The organism is Candidatus Pelagibacter sp. HIMB1509, from assembly GCF_052047855.1.
Taxonomy (GTDB): domain Bacteria; phylum Pseudomonadota; class Alphaproteobacteria; order Pelagibacterales; family Pelagibacteraceae; genus Pelagibacter.
Genome location: NZ_JBNAIU010000001.1, coordinates 288,184 through 306,813 on the forward strand (window position 1 = coordinate 288,184; position 18,630 = coordinate 306,813).

19 protein-coding genes are annotated in these 18,630 nt (G+C 32.0%); 17 read left to right on the forward strand and 2 right to left on the reverse strand.

Annotated features, from left to right (window positions below):
* Window positions 1-34 precede the first annotated feature (34 nt).
* The 8 genes from ACTTBO_RS01505 to ACTTBO_RS01540 all read left to right on the forward strand — a co-directional run bounded on the left by ACTTBO_RS01505 (window position 35) and on the right by ACTTBO_RS01540 (window position 7,056).
* Window positions 35-1,195 carry a TRAP transporter substrate-binding protein gene (locus ACTTBO_RS01505; protein ID WP_440655930.1) on the forward strand — a complete coding sequence of 387 codons (1,161 nt, stop codon included), beginning with the start codon at window positions 35-37 and terminating at the stop codon, window positions 1,193-1,195.
* Between the two features lie 75 nt (window positions 1,196-1,270).
* On the forward strand, window positions 1,271-1,855 hold the full coding sequence (locus ACTTBO_RS01510; protein ID WP_440655932.1) for a TRAP transporter small permease subunit: 585 nt from the start codon (window positions 1,271-1,273) through the stop codon (window positions 1,853-1,855).
* A complete protein-coding gene (locus ACTTBO_RS01515; RefSeq protein ID WP_440633104.1) occupies window positions 1,845-3,206 on the forward strand; it encodes a TRAP transporter large permease in 1,362 nt (453 codons plus the stop codon). Before ACTTBO_RS01510 ends, ACTTBO_RS01515 begins: the two co-directional genes overlap by 11 nt.
* Before the next feature lie 6 nt (window positions 3,207-3,212).
* Window positions 3,213-4,541, forward strand: a complete 1,329-nt coding sequence (locus ACTTBO_RS01520; protein WP_440655934.1) for an amidase — start codon at window positions 3,213-3,215, stop codon at window positions 4,539-4,541.
* Window positions 4,542-4,718 (forward strand): hypothetical protein, encoded by a 177-nt coding sequence (locus ACTTBO_RS01525; RefSeq protein ID WP_179850415.1) that lies wholly within the window; start codon window positions 4,542-4,544, stop codon window positions 4,716-4,718.
* Between the two features lie 17 nt (window positions 4,719-4,735).
* Entirely contained in the window at window positions 4,736-5,641 is a 906-nt protein-coding gene (locus tag ACTTBO_RS01530) for a DMT family transporter (protein ID WP_440655936.1), read from the forward strand.
* Window positions 5,642-5,726: 85 nt separating this feature from the next.
* Window positions 5,727-6,443: an alpha/beta hydrolase gene (locus tag ACTTBO_RS01535; RefSeq protein ID WP_440655938.1), complete on the forward strand. Its 717-nt coding sequence runs from the start codon at window positions 5,727-5,729 to the stop codon at window positions 6,441-6,443.
* A gap of 49 nt (window positions 6,444-6,492) precedes the next feature.
* Window positions 6,493-7,056, forward strand: coding sequence for a hypothetical protein (locus tag ACTTBO_RS01540; RefSeq protein WP_440655940.1), 564 nt, complete (start codon window positions 6,493-6,495; stop codon window positions 7,054-7,056).
* On the opposite strand, the gene ftsY is transcribed toward ACTTBO_RS01540, so the two are convergent.
* Window positions 7,049-7,966 (reverse strand): signal recognition particle-docking protein FtsY, encoded by a 918-nt coding sequence (ftsY, locus tag ACTTBO_RS01545; protein ID WP_428078914.1) that lies wholly within the window; start codon window positions 7,964-7,966, stop codon window positions 7,049-7,051. The genes ACTTBO_RS01540 and ftsY overlap by 8 nt on opposite strands.
* Window positions 7,966-8,790 carry a diaminopimelate epimerase gene (gene dapF, locus ACTTBO_RS01550; protein ID WP_440655942.1) on the reverse strand — a complete coding sequence of 275 codons (825 nt, stop codon included), beginning with the start codon at window positions 8,788-8,790 and terminating at the stop codon, window positions 7,966-7,968. Before dapF ends, ftsY begins: the two co-directional genes overlap by 1 nt.
* 166 nt (window positions 8,791-8,956) lie before the next feature.
* Here dapF and ffh point away from each other — a divergent pair, with 166 nt between their 5' ends.
* Genes ffh through ACTTBO_RS01595 form a run of 9 tightly spaced genes read left to right on the forward strand, consistent with a single transcriptional unit; the run spans window position 8,957 to window position 18,628 of the window.
* The gene (gene ffh / locus ACTTBO_RS01555; protein WP_440655944.1) at window positions 8,957-10,315 is read left to right on the forward strand and encodes a signal recognition particle protein; all 1,359 of its coding nucleotides are present in this window, start codon (window positions 8,957-8,959) and stop codon (window positions 10,313-10,315) included.
* Between the two features lie 17 nt (window positions 10,316-10,332).
* Window positions 10,333-10,827 carry a 30S ribosomal protein S16 gene (rpsP, locus tag ACTTBO_RS01560; protein WP_440655946.1) on the forward strand — a complete coding sequence of 165 codons (495 nt, stop codon included), beginning with the start codon at window positions 10,333-10,335 and terminating at the stop codon, window positions 10,825-10,827.
* Between the two features lie 14 nt (window positions 10,828-10,841).
* Entirely contained in the window at window positions 10,842-11,528 is a 687-nt protein-coding gene (trmD, locus tag ACTTBO_RS01565; RefSeq protein ID WP_440619077.1) for a tRNA (guanosine(37)-N1)-methyltransferase TrmD, read from the forward strand.
* A 16-nt stretch (window positions 11,529-11,544) separates the two neighbouring features.
* Complete coding sequence (gene rplS / locus ACTTBO_RS01570) at window positions 11,545-12,099, forward strand: 50S ribosomal protein L19 (protein ID WP_262589909.1); 555 nt, start codon at window positions 11,545-11,547, stop codon at window positions 12,097-12,099.
* Between the two features lie 11 nt (window positions 12,100-12,110).
* Window positions 12,111-13,514, forward strand: a complete 1,404-nt coding sequence (gene leuC / locus ACTTBO_RS01575; RefSeq protein ID WP_440655948.1) for a 3-isopropylmalate dehydratase large subunit — start codon at window positions 12,111-12,113, stop codon at window positions 13,512-13,514.
* Window positions 13,515-14,120, forward strand: a complete 606-nt coding sequence (leuD, locus tag ACTTBO_RS01580; RefSeq protein WP_440655950.1) for a 3-isopropylmalate dehydratase small subunit — start codon at window positions 13,515-13,517, stop codon at window positions 14,118-14,120.
* A complete protein-coding gene (gene leuB / locus ACTTBO_RS01585; protein ID WP_440613683.1) occupies window positions 14,113-15,219 on the forward strand; it encodes a 3-isopropylmalate dehydrogenase in 1,107 nt (368 codons plus the stop codon). Before leuD ends, leuB begins: the two co-directional genes overlap by 8 nt.
* A 26-nt stretch (window positions 15,220-15,245) precedes the next feature.
* Window positions 15,246-17,009 (forward strand): acyl-CoA dehydrogenase family protein, encoded by a 1,764-nt coding sequence (locus tag ACTTBO_RS01590; RefSeq protein WP_440655952.1) that lies wholly within the window; start codon window positions 15,246-15,248, stop codon window positions 17,007-17,009.
* Between the two features lie 2 nt (window positions 17,010-17,011).
* On the forward strand, window positions 17,012-18,628 hold the full coding sequence (locus tag ACTTBO_RS01595; RefSeq protein WP_440655954.1) for an acyl-CoA synthetase: 1,617 nt from the start codon (window positions 17,012-17,014) through the stop codon (window positions 18,626-18,628).
* Window positions 18,629-18,630: the final 2 nt, after the last annotated feature.

Below are 18,630 nucleotides of genomic sequence, written 5' to 3' on the forward strand. Positions count from 1 at the left end.
ACGGTTAATTAACTAAAAATAAATAGGAGAAATAATGATTAAAGAAAAAAAATCATTGAAGAATAAAATTTCTTCAAGACGTAAGTTCTTTAAGGCCGCTGCTACAGCTGGTGCTGCAGCTGCAGCTACAGTTGCAATGCCGAATATCGCAACTGCAGGTGGTCACGCTACAGTATTAAAGATGCAAGCTGCATGGCCATCAGGTGCTAACATCTTTTTTGAAATGGCAACAGACTATGCGAAAATGGTTAGCGATATGTCAGGTGGCTCACTAAAAATTGATGTGCAACCAGTTGGAGCAGTTGTAAAAACTTCTGAAATTGGTCAAGCAGTTAGTTCTGGAGTAGTAGATATGGGTCACTGGGTGACTGCATACTGGTATGGAAAAAACCCTGCTGCATCACTTTTTGGAACAGGTCCTTCATACGGAATGTCATCTCAAGAAGTAATGGGATGGATGGAGTATGGTGGAGGTAGAGCATTATATGAAGAAGCTGTAAAAAGCGTAGGATTTGACTACACTGGTTTCTTCCATATGCCTATGCCTGCTCAGCCTTTTGGTTGGTTCAAAAAGAATGTAACTAAAGTATCTGATGTTAAAGGTATGAAGTATAGAACAGTTGGTCTTGCGACTAACGTTTTAACTGCTATGGGAATGGTTGTAAGACAGTTACCAGGTGGTGAAATCCAACCAGCGATGAAAACTGGTTTGATTGATGCTGCAGAGTTTAACAACCCTACATCAGACTCACAGTTTGGAATGCAAGATGTCTCTAAACACTATCACTTAGGAAGTTTCCATCAATCTCAGGAAATGTTCGAAGTGCCGATTAATACTAAGAGACTAAATAGCCTTTCACCTGAACATCAAGCTATCTTGAGAAATGCTGCATATGCTGCAAACTCAGATAACTACTTTAAAGCATTGGTTAGATATTCAAGTGACCTTGCTAAGTTGATGAATGAGCATAAGGTTAATGTTTACCAAACGTCTGATGCTATCCTAGCTGAACAATTAAAAGGTTGGGACAAAGTTGTTGGAGAGTTTTCTGCTAAAGATGCTTTCTTCAAAAAAGTAGTAGACTCACAAAAAGCATACGCTAAGAGAACAATGAAGTATCTGTTGATGAATCAACCGAACTACAAATTAGCTTATGAAAATGAGTTTGGTCCAATTGAAAAAGTTAAAATCTAATTAACTTTTAAATAAATTTAAAGGGGGTTGAAAAACCCCCTTTTTTTTACACGTATTTTAATATATTTCTTTTATATGAAGTCATTTATTCAATTTGCAGATACTCTTAGCACATCGATGGGAAAAGCTTTTTCTTGGTGCATCGTAGTTTTGATGGGGGGAACTGTTTATGAAGTAGTAATGGCTTATGTTTTTAATTCTCCCACACTTTGGAATTTTGATTTTAGTATGCAGATGTATGGTGCAATTCTAATGATGTCAGGAGCTTATTGTTTAGCAACTGAATCACATGTAAGAGGAGATGTTATTTATAGATTGTTTAGTCAAAGAACTCAGGCTTGGATTGATTTAGTTTTATACTTTATTTTCTTTTTCCCTGGAGTGATTGCGTTAGCCTTTTACGGATATGAGTATGCAGCGCTTGCTTGGAAAATAAAAGAGACTAGTTGGAGTAGTCCAGCTCAAATCCAAATTTATATGGTTAAATCGATGATACCTGCTGCAGGTATTTTATTAATTATTCAAGGTATTAGTGAAGTATTTAGATCTATTATTTGTATTCAAACAGGACAATGGCCAGCAAGAATGGTTGTTGCTGAAGAAACAGAACAAGTTTTAATGAGAACAGCTCAGGAAGAGGACGAAAAAAATGTTATTTAGTTTAACAAATCCAGAAATTGCAATTTTGATGATGGGTATGTTTTTATTTGCAGTTCTCTTAGGTTTCCCGATTGCTTTCACTCTAATGGCTATGGGAATTGGGTTTGGATATTTTGCTTATTACGATGCAACAATGATGGAGCACATTTTTGATAATCGTATATTCCAACTGTTTGTTCAAAACACTTACACAGTAATGGATAACAATGTTCTTACTGCTGTACCTTTATTTTTATTCATGGGCTACCTTGTTGAAAGAGCAGGAATTGTAGCAAAATTATTTTTTGCAATTAGATTGGCTGCACACAGGCTTCCGGCTTCAATGGCGGTAGCTGCATTAATTACTTGTACATTATTTTCTACAGCAACAGGAATTATTGGTGCCGTTGTAACTTTGATGGGTCTGTTAGCTTGGCCAGCTATGGTTAAGGCAGGATATGATAAAAAATTTGCATCAGGAATTATTTGTGCTGGTGGATGTTTAGGAATTTTAATTCCACCGAGTATTATGCTTATTGTTTATTCGGTAATAGCCCAACTATCGCCCTTAAGACTTTTTGCAGCAGCAATATTTCCAGGTTTACTTTTAGCAGGGCTTTATATTGCATATGCAGTATTTAGAGCATGGTTAAATCCATCAATTGCTCCTAGACCTCCTAAAGAAGATATTCCTCCAACTGGTGAAATTCTAAAAGAAGTTTTAGTTTCTTTCGTTCCACTTTTTGGTTTAATTATGCTTGTTTTAGGAACTATTTTAGCAGGTATTGCAACTCCAGCAGAAGCTGCAGCAGCAGGAGCTTTTGGAGCAATTCTTTTATCTTGGTTTTATAAAACACTTAAATGGCAAAACTTTAAAGAGTCTGTGTTTTTAACTGCTAAGACAACTGCAATGATCATGTGGTTGTTTATTGGTTCCTGGACTTTTTCATCAGTATTTTCTTATTTAGGCGGTCACGAAGTATTTGAACATTTCTTTACTTCTATAAATATTACTACATGGCAGTTTTTAATTATCACTCAAATAATTATTTTCCTTTTAGGATGGCCTTTAGAATGGACTGAAATTTTGATTATTTTTGTTCCAATATTCTTGCCATTGTTAGAGGTATTTGGTGTTAATCCATATTTCTTTGCAATGTTAATTGCTTTAAATTTGCAAACTTCTTTCTTAACTCCACCAATGGCGATGTCAGCCTATTATTTAAAAGGAGTTCAAAAATCTAATGTAGAACTCTTGGATATATTTAGAGGAATAATGCCTTTCTTAGCAATTGTAATTTTTGCAATGTTTTTAATGTATATGTTCCCAGGAATAGCACTTTGGTTACCTGAAACTTTATTTGCACAATAAAAAAAAATGACAGATGTTTTTTCATTAAAAGTTGAAGAACTTGCTGTAAAAATTAAAGATGCTCAAATTACTTCTGTAGAATTGTGCCAAATTTATATTGATAGAGTAAATAAATTTGAAAAAGATGTAAAAGCGTGGGCACACTTTGATAAAAAACTTTTATTAGAAAAAGCAGCTGAGGCTGACGAGTATAGAAAGTCAGGCAAACCTCTTGGACCACTTCATGGAATTCCTGTTGCAGTAAAAGATATTGTCGGAACTGTTGATATGCCAACAGAATGTGGGACATCAATTAGAAAAGGTAAATCATATTCTCAAAATGCTGAAATAGTTGATTTATTAATTTCTGCTGGTGCAATTGTGATGGGCAAAACAGCAACATCTGAGTTGGCATTTTTAGGTCCTTCAAAAACTACAAATCCACATGATTATTCTAGAACTCCAGGTGGCTCATCTAGTGGATCTGCTGCTGCTGTAGCTTCTTTTATGGCTCCACTTGCAATTGGATCTCAAACAGGTGGTTCAGTTATAAGACCAGCATCATATTGTGGGGTTGTTGGCTATAAACCTTCTTATGGATTGATTAGTAGAAATGGTGTTCTAAAAACTTCTGAAAAATTAGATCACATTGGTGTTTTTGGAAGATCAGTGGAAGATGTAGCTCTTCTTGCTAAAATTTTAATCAAAAAAGATAATTATGATAAAGCAACAATTCATTATTCTAGTGATGAAATGTTAGCAGAAACAAAAAAAGGACCTTTGTTTGATCCTAAATTTATTTTTTACAAAACTGATCATTGGAAACTTCTAGGAAAAAAATCAAGAGAAGCTTTTGAATATTTTATAAAATCATTCAAAAAAAATATTGAAGTTTTTGATACACCTTCTTATTTTAAAGATATCCATAAATACCATCAAATAATTCATGAGACAGATTTAGCTAATAATTTTTCCCTTTATTACAAAAAGTATAAGAAAAAATTATCTAAGTATATGCAAGATGCAATTTCAAAAGGTAATAAACATTCGGCAAAAGAATATGCAGAAGCTATAGATTTTATGAAAAGAAGTTATGAATCTTATAAGGAAGTTTTTGAGGATTATCATGGAGTTTTATCTCCATCTAGTCCCGGAGTAGCACTGAAAGGTTTAAAAAGCACAGGAACAGCAGAATTTAACAAGGTCTGGTCTTATTTAGGTACACCTTGTATATCATTACCTATACTTCAAGGTGAAAACAATTTACCTTTAGGTGTACAATTAATTGGTGCAAAATATGATGATCAAAGATTTTTAGGTGTTGCTAATTGGTTAGAAAAGGAATGTAATAATTAAATGCAAAAATTTACAACATTTTTAGGTTCTCTTCTTGCAATTGCTTTTTTAGTAGGACTTGCAACAACGTTGACTAGATCATCTATGATTGGATTTTTTGATGTTCTTCCTGTTTATATTTTGATGGGTGGAGCAATCTTTATGATGGTTTACGAAGCGTTTTTCGATAAAAAATAATTTTTCTTAATATACAATTGTCTAATCAAAATAAAAATTTATTAGCTTTATCTCTTTTATTTATTCAACCAATATTTATGGCATCTAATTTAATTGTTGCTAGAGGTGGTGTTGAGTTTGTGCCCCCAATTTCATTAGCTTTTTGGAGGTGGACGTTTGTATTTTTAATTCTCTTACCTTTCACATATTCATCATTAAAAAAAAATTTCAAAGTTATTAAAAATGAATACTCAAAATTATTTTTTCTAGGAGCAATGGGATGTGGAGTTTGTGGGGCTTTTCCTTTTTTAGCAGGTAAAACGACAACTGTTACAAATATGGGAATTATTTATACCTCATCTCCTATTTTTATAATTATGATTTCTGCAATATTTTTTAAAGAGAAAATTAATTTATTAAAAATTATTGGTTTGATTTCATGTTTAGTTGGAGTTTTAGCAATTATTATTAAAGGAGATTTAAATTTACTTTTAAATTTAAATTTCACCATTGGAGATTTATGGATGTTGGCAGCTGCGATTGGCTGGGCCTTGTATTCGATTTATTTATTTTACTGGAAATCTCAATTATCGATTTTTACTAGATTTTCCATGATATCTTTTTTTGGTGCAGTAAGTTTATTTCCATTTTATTTGGCAGAAGAAATTTATTTTGAACAAACTATATTTAATTCTGATTTTTTATTGTGGACTATATTTGCAGCGGTTTCACCAGGAATTATAGCATTTACTTTATATACTAAAGCTCAAGAAAGCTTAGGAGCTTCACTTACTGGTTTTACTTTGTATGTATTTACTATCTATGCTGCAATATACGGATTTATATTGTTTGATGAAAATTTAGAAACATTTCATTATATTGGTACTGCTCTTGTTTTTGTTGGAGTTTACTTAGCAAAGAAAAATTATGATACCAAAACCTAGGAAGTTAATTTTGCAAATTATAATTTGGATCTTCGTTATATATCTTATTTTACTAGCTTATCTTTTTATATTTCAAAGAAATCTAATGTATCATCCCCAGGAAAATAATTATTCAGGGGATAAAATAGAAGTAGAAATAGAAAAAGTTCAAATTCAAACAGCAGATAACATTAGCCTTTTAGGATGGTTTCATAAAAAAGATTTGAATAAATTTAAGACCATTGTTTATTTTCACGGAAATGCAGGAAGCCTAGAAAATAGAATTCATAAATTAAATCATTTTAAAAATATGGATGTAAATTTTTTAATTATCGCTTGGCGTGGATTTAGTGGAAATTTAGGAAAACCATCTGAAAATGCTTTATATGAGGATGGAAAAAGCGCAATTAACTGGCTTAAAAATAAAGGTTTGAGTGACAGTGATTTAATCATTTATGGAGAGTCACTTGGCACAGGAATTGCAACTGAGGTTTCTCAAAATAAAAAATATGCTGGTTTAATTTTAGAAACACCTTTCACTTCAATGATTGCTGCAGCTAAGAATTTTTATCCATACATTCCTGTCTCTCTAATATTGAAAGATAAATATAAAAATGATGAAAAAATAAAAAATATTAATATTCCAGTTTTAGTTATGCATGGCGAAAAAGATCAAATTGTTCCTTTTTCAATGGGAAAGAAGATGTTTGATTTAGCAAATGATCCAAAGTCCTCTTATTTTACCAAACATGACGATCATATGATGGAATTTGATAATAATATGGTTTTCCAACTAGGTTCATTTATAAAAAGTTTAAATTAAGCCACAATCAAAACAATTTTATTCCAAAAATTCTAATTAATTTCTAACCATGAAAAAATTATTCATTTATATTTTTTTGACTTTTCTTATTTCAGGAACTTCTTTTTCTAAAGAAAATTTGTCTTCAATTGAAAATTTATTTTTTATTGATCAAATGAACTCGCATGATGAAAATTTTGCTTTGTATTTTAAACCAAGAGAAAAGGCTATATTAGCAAAAGGGGAAGTAAGTAATTACATCAATGATTACCCTAAAGATCTCTATATATATGATTATAAAACAGAAGTATCATCACCATTGATTTCTTATGAATGGTTTCCAAGAAAAGCAAAAAATTTTTTAAAGGAATATAATTTTCCAGTTTTTCCAGATGATTTTGCTTATTATCTATTAAAGGATAACAAAACATTGGTCATGATTAGTGCTGTTAAAAGTTTAAAAGTAAATTTCAAATATGATATTGTTGAAAAGAAATTAGATTTATATCCAACTAATGGAAAATTTGATTTCATTATTTCCTCTATTGCAAAAGATTGTGGACACTACAAATTTAAAGATAATTATAGATGTAGTTTCTATAAACCTTTAATATCAAGTACTTTAATTAAGTAATTTGTGTAAACGCATCAGCAAATTTTTCAGCCTCAAAAATTTGCAGATCATCTTCTTTTTCCCCTAAACCAAGTGCAATAATTGGTATTTTATACTTTTTGGCTACAGCCAGAAGTATTCCTCCCTTAGCCGTTCCATCTAATTTTGTCATAACTAGACCTGTAATTGGGATAATTTTATTAAATTCTTCAACTTGATTTAAAACGTTTTGACCTGAAGTTGCATCTAAAACTAAAATCACATCATGAGGTGCACTTTCATCTATTTTTTTTGTAACGTTTGCTATTTTTTTATATTCTTCCATTAGGTTTTTTTTATTTTGTAGTCTTCCGGCAGTATCAATTAAAACTTGATTAAAATTGTTTGATATAGAAGTTTCTATTGCCTTATAGGCTACAGATGCAGGATCGGATCCTTGTGAAGATTTTGTAATTTCAACATTAATTTTTTTTGCCCAATTTTCTAATTGCTCTATAGCAGCAGCTCTAAATGTATCTGATGCTGCCAACATAACCTTATTTCCATTTTCTTTTAATATTTTACTAATTTTCCCAATAGTTGTTGTTTTACCAACACCGTTAACTCCAGATACTAAAATGGCATTAAGTTTTTCTTTATTTTTAAAAAATTCATTATTTTCTAAAGGTTTCATAACTGAGATAATGTAGTCTTTAAGAATATTATTTATCTCAGCAGTTAAATCTTTGTTTGGATCTATTTTTGTTTTTGAGATTATTTCTCTAATTTCTGAAGCAGAAGCCACTCCAACGTCTGACTGAATTAAATAATCTTCAATTCTGTCTAAAGTTTTGTCATCAATTTCTTTTTTGACAACTATATCTCTTAAGCCTGATGTAAAAGCTGAAGCACTTTTTTTAAATCCTGATTTAAATTTTTCAAAAATTCCCATTAAATTTCTATATCGATTTCTTTTATATCAGAAACAGGACCTTTCATGTGTATACTATTGTTTTTATCTATGGATATCGTTAATCTTCCAGTAGAAAATTCGATATTAACCTTATCGCTAACAAGTCCTGCTTTCTTAGCAGCATAGGCAGTAGCACAAGCTGCAGTTCCACATGCTTTTGTCAAACCAGCTCCTCTTTCCCAAACTTTTACTTTTATTAACTCTTTGTTTACTATTGTAGCTATTGTGACATTACATTTTTCTGGAAATAGTTTGTGGTTTTCTATTTCTGGGCCAATTTTTTCTATTTCGAATTGTTCGTTGTCTTCCACAAAAAAAATTATATGAGGATTTCCCACATTAACAGCCGTTCCTCCAAAAAATTCGTTATTATTTGAATCAACAATTTTAATATTTAAGTTTTTAGTTTCTAATTTTTCAGATAATGGAATTTCATTCCATTTAGTTCTGCCCAAACCAATTTCAGTAGATACTAATTTTTCTCCTAAAATTTGAGATTTTAAATGGCCAGATAAAGTCGTTAATATAATGGTGTCTTTATTTTTTTCTTTTCCTAATAGCTCAGCAACGCACCTTGTACCATTTCCACATGCACCAGAAACCCCACCATCAGAATTAAAAAATTCTATTGAAGCATCGAAATTTTGGTCTTTATTAATTAATATAAGTTGATCGCATCCTACAAAGTTTCTGTCACAAATTTTAATTATTTGGTCTTTGGTAAGATTTGTAATTTTTTCTCTATTATCAATAATTACAAAATCATTGCCTAAACCGTCCATTTTAAATGCTTTAATATTCATAATTAGATATTTAACTTATTTATTGACTTTTTGAACCTCTATTATAGGTTGTTGCCGTTTCCGCAAAAACATTAACTTTGCGGTGTCTTTGGAAACAAAGAGATCGACACTAGTCAGCGAGAGTTCGCCCACTAGTGCGTTACTGCTATGCGTAACAAAAAAATATATGTTTGAAAATTTAACAAATAAATTTGAAGAAATCTTTTCTTCTTTAAAAAAAGCACCCTCTCTGAATGAAGCTCAGGTAGATGAGGGTTTGAGAAGCATTAGGCAGGCATTGCTTGAGGCAGATGTTTCTTTAGATGTTGCAAAAGAATTTATTGAAAACGTAAAACCTAAAGCTTTAGGACAAGAAATCATAAGATCAACTTCTCCTGGAGATATGGTTGTAAAAATTGTCTACGATGAGCTAGTAAACCTACTAGGTTCTAGCAATGCAGACATAAATTTAAATGCTGTACCACCAGTTCCTATGATGATGGTTGGTTTGCAGGGTTCGGGTAAGACAACTTCTACTGCAAAATTAGCTAAATATTTAGAGGATAATAAAAAGAAAAAAGTGATGATGGTCAGTTTGGACATTTATAGGCCAGCAGCACAAGAACAGCTTAGATCTTTAGGTGAACAGAATAATATTTTGACACTTCCAATTATTGAAGGTCAGCAACCAACTGATATTTGCCAAAGAGCCATGAGTGCAGCAAATCTAAATGGAGCAGATATAATTTTGTTTGATACAGCTGGAAGAACTCAAATTGATTTACAAATGATGAGCGAGATTAAACAAATTGAGAGCATAATTAATCCAGCAGAAACTTTTCTAGTAGCAGACTCTCTTACAGGTCAAGTTGCTGCTTCAGTTGCAAAAGAGTTCAAAAACACAGTTAACTTATCTGGAATAATATTAACTAGAGCTGATGGTGATGCGAGAGGTGGAGCTGCCGTGAGTATGAAATATGTATCAAATGTTCCAATAAAATTTTTGGGTATAGGTGAAAAAATAGAAAATTTTGAGGTATTTCATCCAGATAGAATAGCTAATAGAATTTTAGGAATGGGAGACATTGTTTCTCTTGTAGAAAAAGCTGCTCAAGATTTAGGTGAAGAGAACATTAAAAAAGCTGAAGAAAATTTAAAAAAGGGTCAATTCTCTATGGAAGATTACCTTTCTCAATTAAGACAGATGAAAAAAATGGGAGGCATTGAGGGGATCATGTCTTTTATGCCAGGGGTATCTAAAATTAAATCTCAAATGGATTCAGCAGGGATTGACGAAAGTATTATAACAAAAAACGAAGCTATCATTTTATCAATGACAAAAAAAGAGAGAGAGAATCCAAAAGTAATTGATGGTTCAAGAAAAAAAAGAATTGCTAATGGCTCTGGCACAGATCCAGCCACTATCAATAAATTGCTTAAGCAATTTAAAATGATGTCTGAAATGATGAAAAAGATGTCAAAAGGAAATCTGAAAGGTATGTCTGATCAAGGGATACCACCAGAGCTATTTAATAAACTAAAATAATAAAATAAGGAGAACAAATGTTAAAACTTAGATTATCAAGGGGAGGCTCTAAAAAGAGACCAGTTTACAAAGTTGTTGTAGCTGACAGTCGTTTCCCAAGAGATGGAAGATTTATAGAAAAAGTTGGTTTTTTTAACCCATTACTTCCTAAAGATAAAAAAGAGAGAGTAGGTCTTGAAGCTGAAAGAATTAAATATTGGCTAGGTCAAGGCGCTAAACCAACAACAAGAGTTGCAAGAATTTTAGGTGAAAATGATTTAATCCCTATGCCAGCAGCTGGAAATAATCCAAATAAAGCTGTTCCTAAAAAAGAAAGAAATAAAAAAGAGGAAGATGGTGCAGAAGCACCTAAAGCAGAAGCAGCTCCAGCAGCAGAGGCTCCAAAGGAAGAAGCACCTAAAGCAGAAGCAGCTCCAGCAGCAGAGGCTCCAAAGGAAGAAGCACCTAAAGCAGAAGCAGCTCCAGCAGCAGAGGCTCCTAAAGAGGAAGCTCCAGCTGAGGAAAAAAAATAAATTAAGTATAATTTATGTGGCAAGCTCAAGTGTTTACACTTTATCCAGATATTTTTCCTGGTCCTTTGTCTAAAGGTCTATATGGAAAAGCAATGTCTAAAAATATTTGGAATTTAAAAGTAGTAAACATTAGAGATGCTGCTGATGATAAACACAAAACTGTAGATGATACTCCTTATGGAGGTGGTTCAGGTATGTTGATGAAAGCTGATGTATTAGCAAAATCATTAGATCAAAATAAAAATGAGGGAGAAAAAATATTATATTTATCTCCAAGAGGAAAAAAATTTGATCAAAATTATGCCAAAGAACTATCAAAGGAAAAATCGGTTTCGATAATTTGTGGACACTTCGAAGGAGTTGATGAAAGAGTGTTAAGCACGCGAAATATAGAAGAAGTTAGTATTGGAGACTTTATTTTATCAGGAGGAGAGTCAGCAGCATTTGTGGTGATTGATAGTATTTTGAGACTTTTACCCGGTGTTCTGGGAAATGAGAATTCTACGGTAAACGAAAGTTTTGAAAATGGATTATTAGAGTATCCTCAGTTCACAAAACCTCAAATTTGGGAGGAAAAAGCGGTTCCAGAAGTACTTTTGTCAGGAGATCACAGTAAAATTAAACACTGGCGTTTATCTCAATCTGAGGCTATAACACGCGTCCGAAGACCAGATTTATGGGAAAAATATAAGAAGAATTAATTTGATAAATATAACTATGAAAACAATTGAAGAGATAAATCAACATAACGTTAAAAAAATACTTTCAGAAAAAAAGATACCTGAATTCTACCCTGGAGATGTAGTTAAAGTAGGTGTTAGAATTACAGAGGGAAAAAAAGAGAGAATTCAATATTTTGAAGGCGTTTGTATTGCAAAAAAAAGCAGAGATTTAAACTCGTCTTTCACAGTTAGAAAAATTTCTTTTGGTGAAGGTGTTGAAAGAACATTTCCACTTTATGGAACTCTAATTGACTCAATTAAAGTTATTAGATCAGGAAAAGTAAGAAGAGCAAAATTATACTATCTAAGAGATAGAACAGGTAAATCAGCAAGGATTGCAGAAAAAATCAGAAAAAAAATTGGTATTGATGTTGATGCAAAACCTGAAACAGTTACTGAAGAAAATGTAGCACCACCAACAGAAGCTCCAAAGGAAGAGGCTCCTAAAGTAGAAGCAGCACCAGCTGCAGAAGCTCCAAAAGAAGAAGCCCCTAAGACAGAAGAAGCTACTGCCGAACAATCAACAGAAAGTACTTCAGAAAAAAAATAATTTTTTTTTCAATGTCCACTACTCTTTACGATAAAATTTGGAATGATCATTTAGTAGATCAGCAAGAAGATGGAACAGCTTTATTGTTTGTCGATAGACACTTAATTCATGAAGTTACTAGTCCACAAGCTTTTGAAGGTTTAAGAAATTCAAATAGAAAAGTTCGTCATCCTAATTTAACTTTAGCTGTTGCTGATCATAATGTTCCAACGACAGATAGAACCAAAGGGATAGCAGATCAGGAATCTAAAATACAAGTCGATACATTAGAATCAAATTGTAAGGAATTTGGTGTACAGCTTTTTGGTATGGATGATAAACGACAAGGAATTGTTCATATTATTGGACCAGAACAAGGTTTTACTCAACCAGGAACAGTTATTGTATGTGGAGATAGTCATACCGCAACTCATGGTGCTTTTGGATCATTAGCTTTTGGTATCGGAACATCTGAAGTTGAACATGTTTTAGCAACGCAAACACTCGTTCAAAAGAAAGCAAAAAATTTTAGAATTAATGTTAATGGAGCACTTCCTTTAGGAGTAACATCTAAAGATGTAATACTTCAAATCATTGGCAAGATTGGTACTGCAGGAGGAACAGGTTGTGTAGTTGAATATGCTGGAGATTTAATAAGATCTTTGAGTGTTGAACAGAGAATGACTATTTGCAATATGACCATTGAGGGTGGTGCAAGAGCTGGATTAATTGCTCCAGATGAAAAAATATTTGAATATTTAAAAGGTAAACCCATGTCTCCAAAAGGAGAAAATTGGGAAAAGGCATTGGAATATTGGAACAGTTTGAAAACAGATGCTGATGCAAGTTTTGATAAAGAAATAAATCTTAATGCAAATGATATTTTACCAATGATTACTTGGGGGACTTCACCTCAAGATGTAATTACAATCGATGGAAAAGTACCAAATCCTCAAAATGAAAAAGATGAGGATAAAAAGAACTCAATTGAAAGAGCACTAAAATATATGGGATTAACACCTGATATGGCAGCAACTGATATCAAGATAGATAAAGTATTTATTGGAAGCTGTACAAACGGAAGAATTGAAGATTTAAGGGAAGCTGCCAAAATCTTAAAGGACAAAAAAATATCATCTCATGTAAATGCTATTGTAGTTCCCGGGTCAGGATTAGTTAAAGAACAAGCTGAGCAAGAAGGTTTAGATAAAATATTTCTAAATTCAGGATTTGAATGGAGAGAGCCAGGCTGTTCTATGTGTTTAGCAATGAATGCAGATAAATTAAAACCAGAGGAAAGATGTGCATCTACTTCAAACAGAAACTTTGAAGGAAGACAGGGAAGAGGCGGCAGAACCCATCTAGTAAGCCCTGGGATGGCAGCTGCAGCTGCAATCTCTGGTAATTTAGATGATGTAAGAAAGTATCAAAATTAAATGCAAAAATTTAATACATTAAAAAGTATTCCAGCTTATTTACCAATCGTAAATATCGATACAGATATGATTATTCCTAAGCAATTTTTAAAAACAATAAAAAGAACTGGACTTGGAAAAAATTTGTTTTTTGAAATGAGATATGACGATAATGGAAAAGAAATTAATGATTTTGTATTAAATCAGGAACCATTTAATAACTCAAAAATTTTAATTGCAGGAAACAATTTTGGATGTGGTTCATCAAGAGAGCATGCTCCATGGGCATTGTTAGATTTTGGAATTACTTGTGTGATTAGTTCAAGTTATGCTGATATTTTTTATAGTAATTGTTTTAAAAATGGAATTTTACCAATAATTCTCGAAGAAGAAAAAATAAAAGAACTTTCTGAATACGCAAATAGAAAAGAGGAAATTTCTGTAGACTTAAATGATCAAAAAATTATTTATGGAAACAATGAAATTAAATTTGAAATCGATCCATTTAAGAAAAAATGTTTGTTAGAAGGATTAGATGACATTGCTCTTTCTTTAAAAAAATCTGACAAAATTCAAAATTTTGAAAATCAATTAAAAGATAAAAAACCTTGGATTTTTAATGATTAAAGTTAAAAAAAGAAAAATTCTATTATTACCAGGAGATGGTATTGGACCTGAAGTAATTGGAGAAGTTAAAAAAATAATTAACTGGTTCAATGATAAAAAATCCTTAGACTTTGAAATAGATGAAGATCTTGCTGGTGGATGTTCTTACGATAAACACGGTACTCCAATAACAGATGAAGTTTTTTATAAAGCTTTAGAGAGTGAAGTTGTTATGCTTGGTGCAGTGGGAGGACCCAAGTGGGATAATATTGAGTTTTCAAAAAAACCTGAGAGAGCTTTATTAAAATTAAGAAAAGAATTAAAATTATTTGCAAATTTGAGACCTGCAATATGTTTTGAACAATTAGTTGGCGCATCAACACTTAAACCAGAGGTGGTTTCTGGTTTAGATATAATGATTGTAAGAGAATTAACAGGTGGAATTTATTTTGGTGAACCAAGAGGTATTAAACCAATAGAAAATGGTGAAAGAAAAGGAATAAACACTCATACTTACACTACTAGTGAAATTACTAGAGTTGCAAGAGTTGCTTTTGATCTTGCTAGAAAAAGATCAAACAAAGTTACCTCTTGTGAGAAATCTAATGTAATGGAAGCTGGACAACTATGGAAAGAAGAAGTTCAGGAACTTCATGAAAAAGAATACAAAGATGTTGAGTTAAGCCATATGCTTGCAGATAACTGTGCAATGCAATTACTTAGAAATCCAAAACAATTTGACGTAATTGTTACTGATAATTTATTTGGTGATATGCTTTCAGATCAAGCTTCAATGTTAACAGGATCTTTAGGATTATTACCTTCTGCATCTTTAGGTGCAAAAAATAAAGATGGTGAAATGAGAGCAATGTATGAACCCATACATGGTTCAGCTCCTGATATTGCAGGAAAAGGGCTAGCAAATCCAATTGCAACAGTATTAAGTTTTGCAATGGCTTTAAGATATTCTTTAGATCTTGATAATGAAGCTGATGCTTTAGAAAATGCAGTACAAGCTGTGTTAAATGATGGTCTAAGAACGAAAGATATCCTTTCTGAGGGTATGAAAGAAGTATCTACTTCGCAAATGGGCGACGCGATAATTTCAAAATTGCAATAAACCTTTAAGTATTCTAAGCTTTTCAAATGCCAAGTTATTCTGCACCTGTTAAAGATATGATGTTTCTCTATGAAAAATTAAGAGATAATAAAAATTATAATGATCTTGAAAGATATAATGAAGTTAGCTCAGATTTGGTTAAAGATATTTTAGAAGAAGCAGCTAAAATCAATCAAAATTTAATTTTACCACTTGCTAAAGCAGGCGATGAAAATCCGGCAGTTTTAGAAAATGGTGTAGTTAGAACACCACCAGGATACAAAGAAGCTTATCAGAAATATATTGAGGATGGATGGACTTCATTGTCATGCGATCCAAAATATGGTGGTCAAGGAATGCCAAAAACAGTTAGTGCTTTTTTTGACGAAATGCTGTCTTCAGCTAGTTTATCTTTTAAACTTTATAGTGAATTAAGTATTGGAGCATACAATTGTATTAATCATCACGCTACTGATGAAATAAAAGATAAATATTTACCTAAAATTGTAGAAGGTAAATGGAGTGGCACGATGTGCTTAACAGAACCTGTTTGTGGTACCGATTTAGGTTTACTTAAAACAAAAGCAGTTAGTCAATCCGATGGAACTTATAAAATAACTGGCCAAAAAATTTTTATCACATCAGGTGATCATGACTTAACAGAAAACATTGTTCATTTAGTCTTAGCAAGATCTACCGACTCTCCTCCTGGAACAAAAGGAATAAGTTTATTTTTAGTACCCAAATTTTTAGTAAATCAAGATGGATCGGTTGGACAAAGAAATGGTATTTCAACAGGATCTATTGAAACAAAAATGGGAATTAAAGGTTCGGCAACTTGTGTCTTAAACTTTGATGATGCAACAGGATACATGATTGGTCCTAAGGACAAAGGTTTAAATGCAATGTTTACCATGATGAATCTTGAGAGAATTGTAGTCGGTATTCAGGGATTGGGTATTTCAGAAATTGCTTACCAAAATTCACTTGCTTATGCAAAAGAGAGAAAACAAGGAAAAACAAATAATTCTAAATCTACAAATGGTGCAGATTTTATTATTGACCATGCAGACATAAGAAGAACTTTATTAAACATGAAATCAATAATTGAGGGAGAAAGAGCTTTATGCTTTTGGCTGTCTCAACAAACTGAAGTTAGTCTTCATCATCCAGATGAAAAAATTAAACAGGAAGCTTCTGATTATGTTTCTTTGATGACACCTGTAGTTAAATCTTTATTTACTGATTTAGCCATGGAGATTACGAGCGATGCTATGCAGATTCATGGAGGGTACGGCTATACTAAAGACCAAGGTATTGAACAGTTATATAGAGATAATAGAATTACACCGATATATGAAGGAACCAATTCAGTTCAAGCTGCTGATTTAGTATTTAGAAAATTAATAAATAGAAATGGTGATGTAATTTCTAAATTTTTAGAAATGATAAAATCTGAATGTGAAAACAAACATGAAAAGGTAAAATCTTTTACAAAAGATCTTACATATTATCTTGATATTTTATCAAAGTTCACTGGTTGGATTGTAGACAAAAGTAAAATAGAAAAAGATGATGTTTCTGCAGCTGCAAATGACTATTTAAAAACACTTGGTTATATTTCGCTTGCTTTTTCATGGATAAAAATCTTAGAAATCAGTTTTAAAGATTATGAGGAAAATAAAGAGTTTTATTCAGATAAAATTAATACAGCCACATTCTACTTTGAAAAAGTTTTACCAAGAGCAGAATATCATTATAAATCTGCAGTTTCAGGTAGTTCAAATATAATGAAATTTAAATTTAATTAGTAATGAACCACTACGATATTAATCTTGATAAAAATAATGCAAATTATGTTCCATTAACACCACTAACATTTTTGCAAAGAGCTAAAGATGTTTATCCTGATTATGAGGCTATAGTATATGAAGATAGAAGTTATACTTGGAATGAAGTTTATAAAAGAGCAGTGAAATTTGCTAGCGCACTTTCTAAAATTGGTATTCAAAAAGGAGATACAGTATCTTTTTTAGCTTTTAATACTCCTGAAATTTTTGAGGCACACTACTCAGTTCCAATGATAGGAGCTGTTTTAAACACAATAAATATAAGATTAGATGCTAATACAATTAATTATATTTTAAATCACAGTGATGCGAAGGTATTGGTTGTAGATAGACAATTACATGTAGAAGTAAAAAAAGCTTTAAAAAATTTAAATAAAAAAATCACTGTTATAGATATTAACGACAAACATGCTGATCAATCGAAATTGGAAAAAATTGGAGATTTAGAATACGAAAGTTTTTTAAATACTGGAGATGAGAATTTTGATTGGAAAATGCCTGATGATGAATGGCAGGCAATATCTTTAAGTTATACTTCAGGTACAACTGGCAATCCTAAAGGTGTTGTTTACCATCATAGAGGTGCGTATTTAATGTCCACGGGAAGTACTGTTGCCTGGAACATGCCAAATCGTTTAAACTTTTTAACAGTTGTGCCTATGTTTCATTGTAATGGCTGGTGCTATCCATGGACAGTTCCAATGTTAAATGGAAGAACAATTTGCTTAAGAAATATTGATGTTAAGAAAATTTTTGAGCTTATTGATAAATATGACATTACTCATTTTGGAGGAGCACCAATAGTTTTAAATATGATAACTGGAGCTCCCGAAAGTGATAGAAAAAAATTAAAGCATAAAGTTTATGTCTTAACTGCTGGAGCACCTCCCCCAAGTATTATTTTTAAAAAAATGAAATCTCTTGGATTTGAAGTTATGCATGTTTACGGTCTTACAGAAACATATGGTCATGTTACACAATGTGCGTGGAATGATGGATGGAATGATTTAGATGAAGATAAACAAAATGAGATTAAAGCAAGACAAGGAGTAAGGTATCCTAATACAGAAGGAGTAACAGTTTTAGATCCAGAAACAATGAAAGAAGTTCCTAAAGATGGAAAAACTATCGGAGAGATCATGATTAGAGGAAACGTAGTAATGAAAGGTTACTTTAAAGACAAAGAAGCTACCGATAAAGCAATGAAAGATGGATGGTTTCATAGTGGCGACTTGGCAGTTATGTTTCCTGATGGATATGTAAAAATTCAAGATAGATCTAAGGATATTATTATCTCAGGGGGAGAAAATATTTCATCAATAGAAATTGAAAATACCTTATCTAAACATCCTTCAGTTTCAATAGCAGCAGTAGTTGCTAAACCAGATGAAAAATGGGGAGAAGTACCTTGTGCTTTCATCGAGATGGTTCAAGATAAGCCTGTTACTGAAAAAGAATTAATTGATTTTTGTAAAGAAACTTTGGCTGGATTTAAAGTTCCCAAAAAGGTCGTTTTTTGCGAACTACCTAAGACATCAACTGGAAAAATACAGAAGTTTGAACTGAGAAAAAAAGTTTAGGA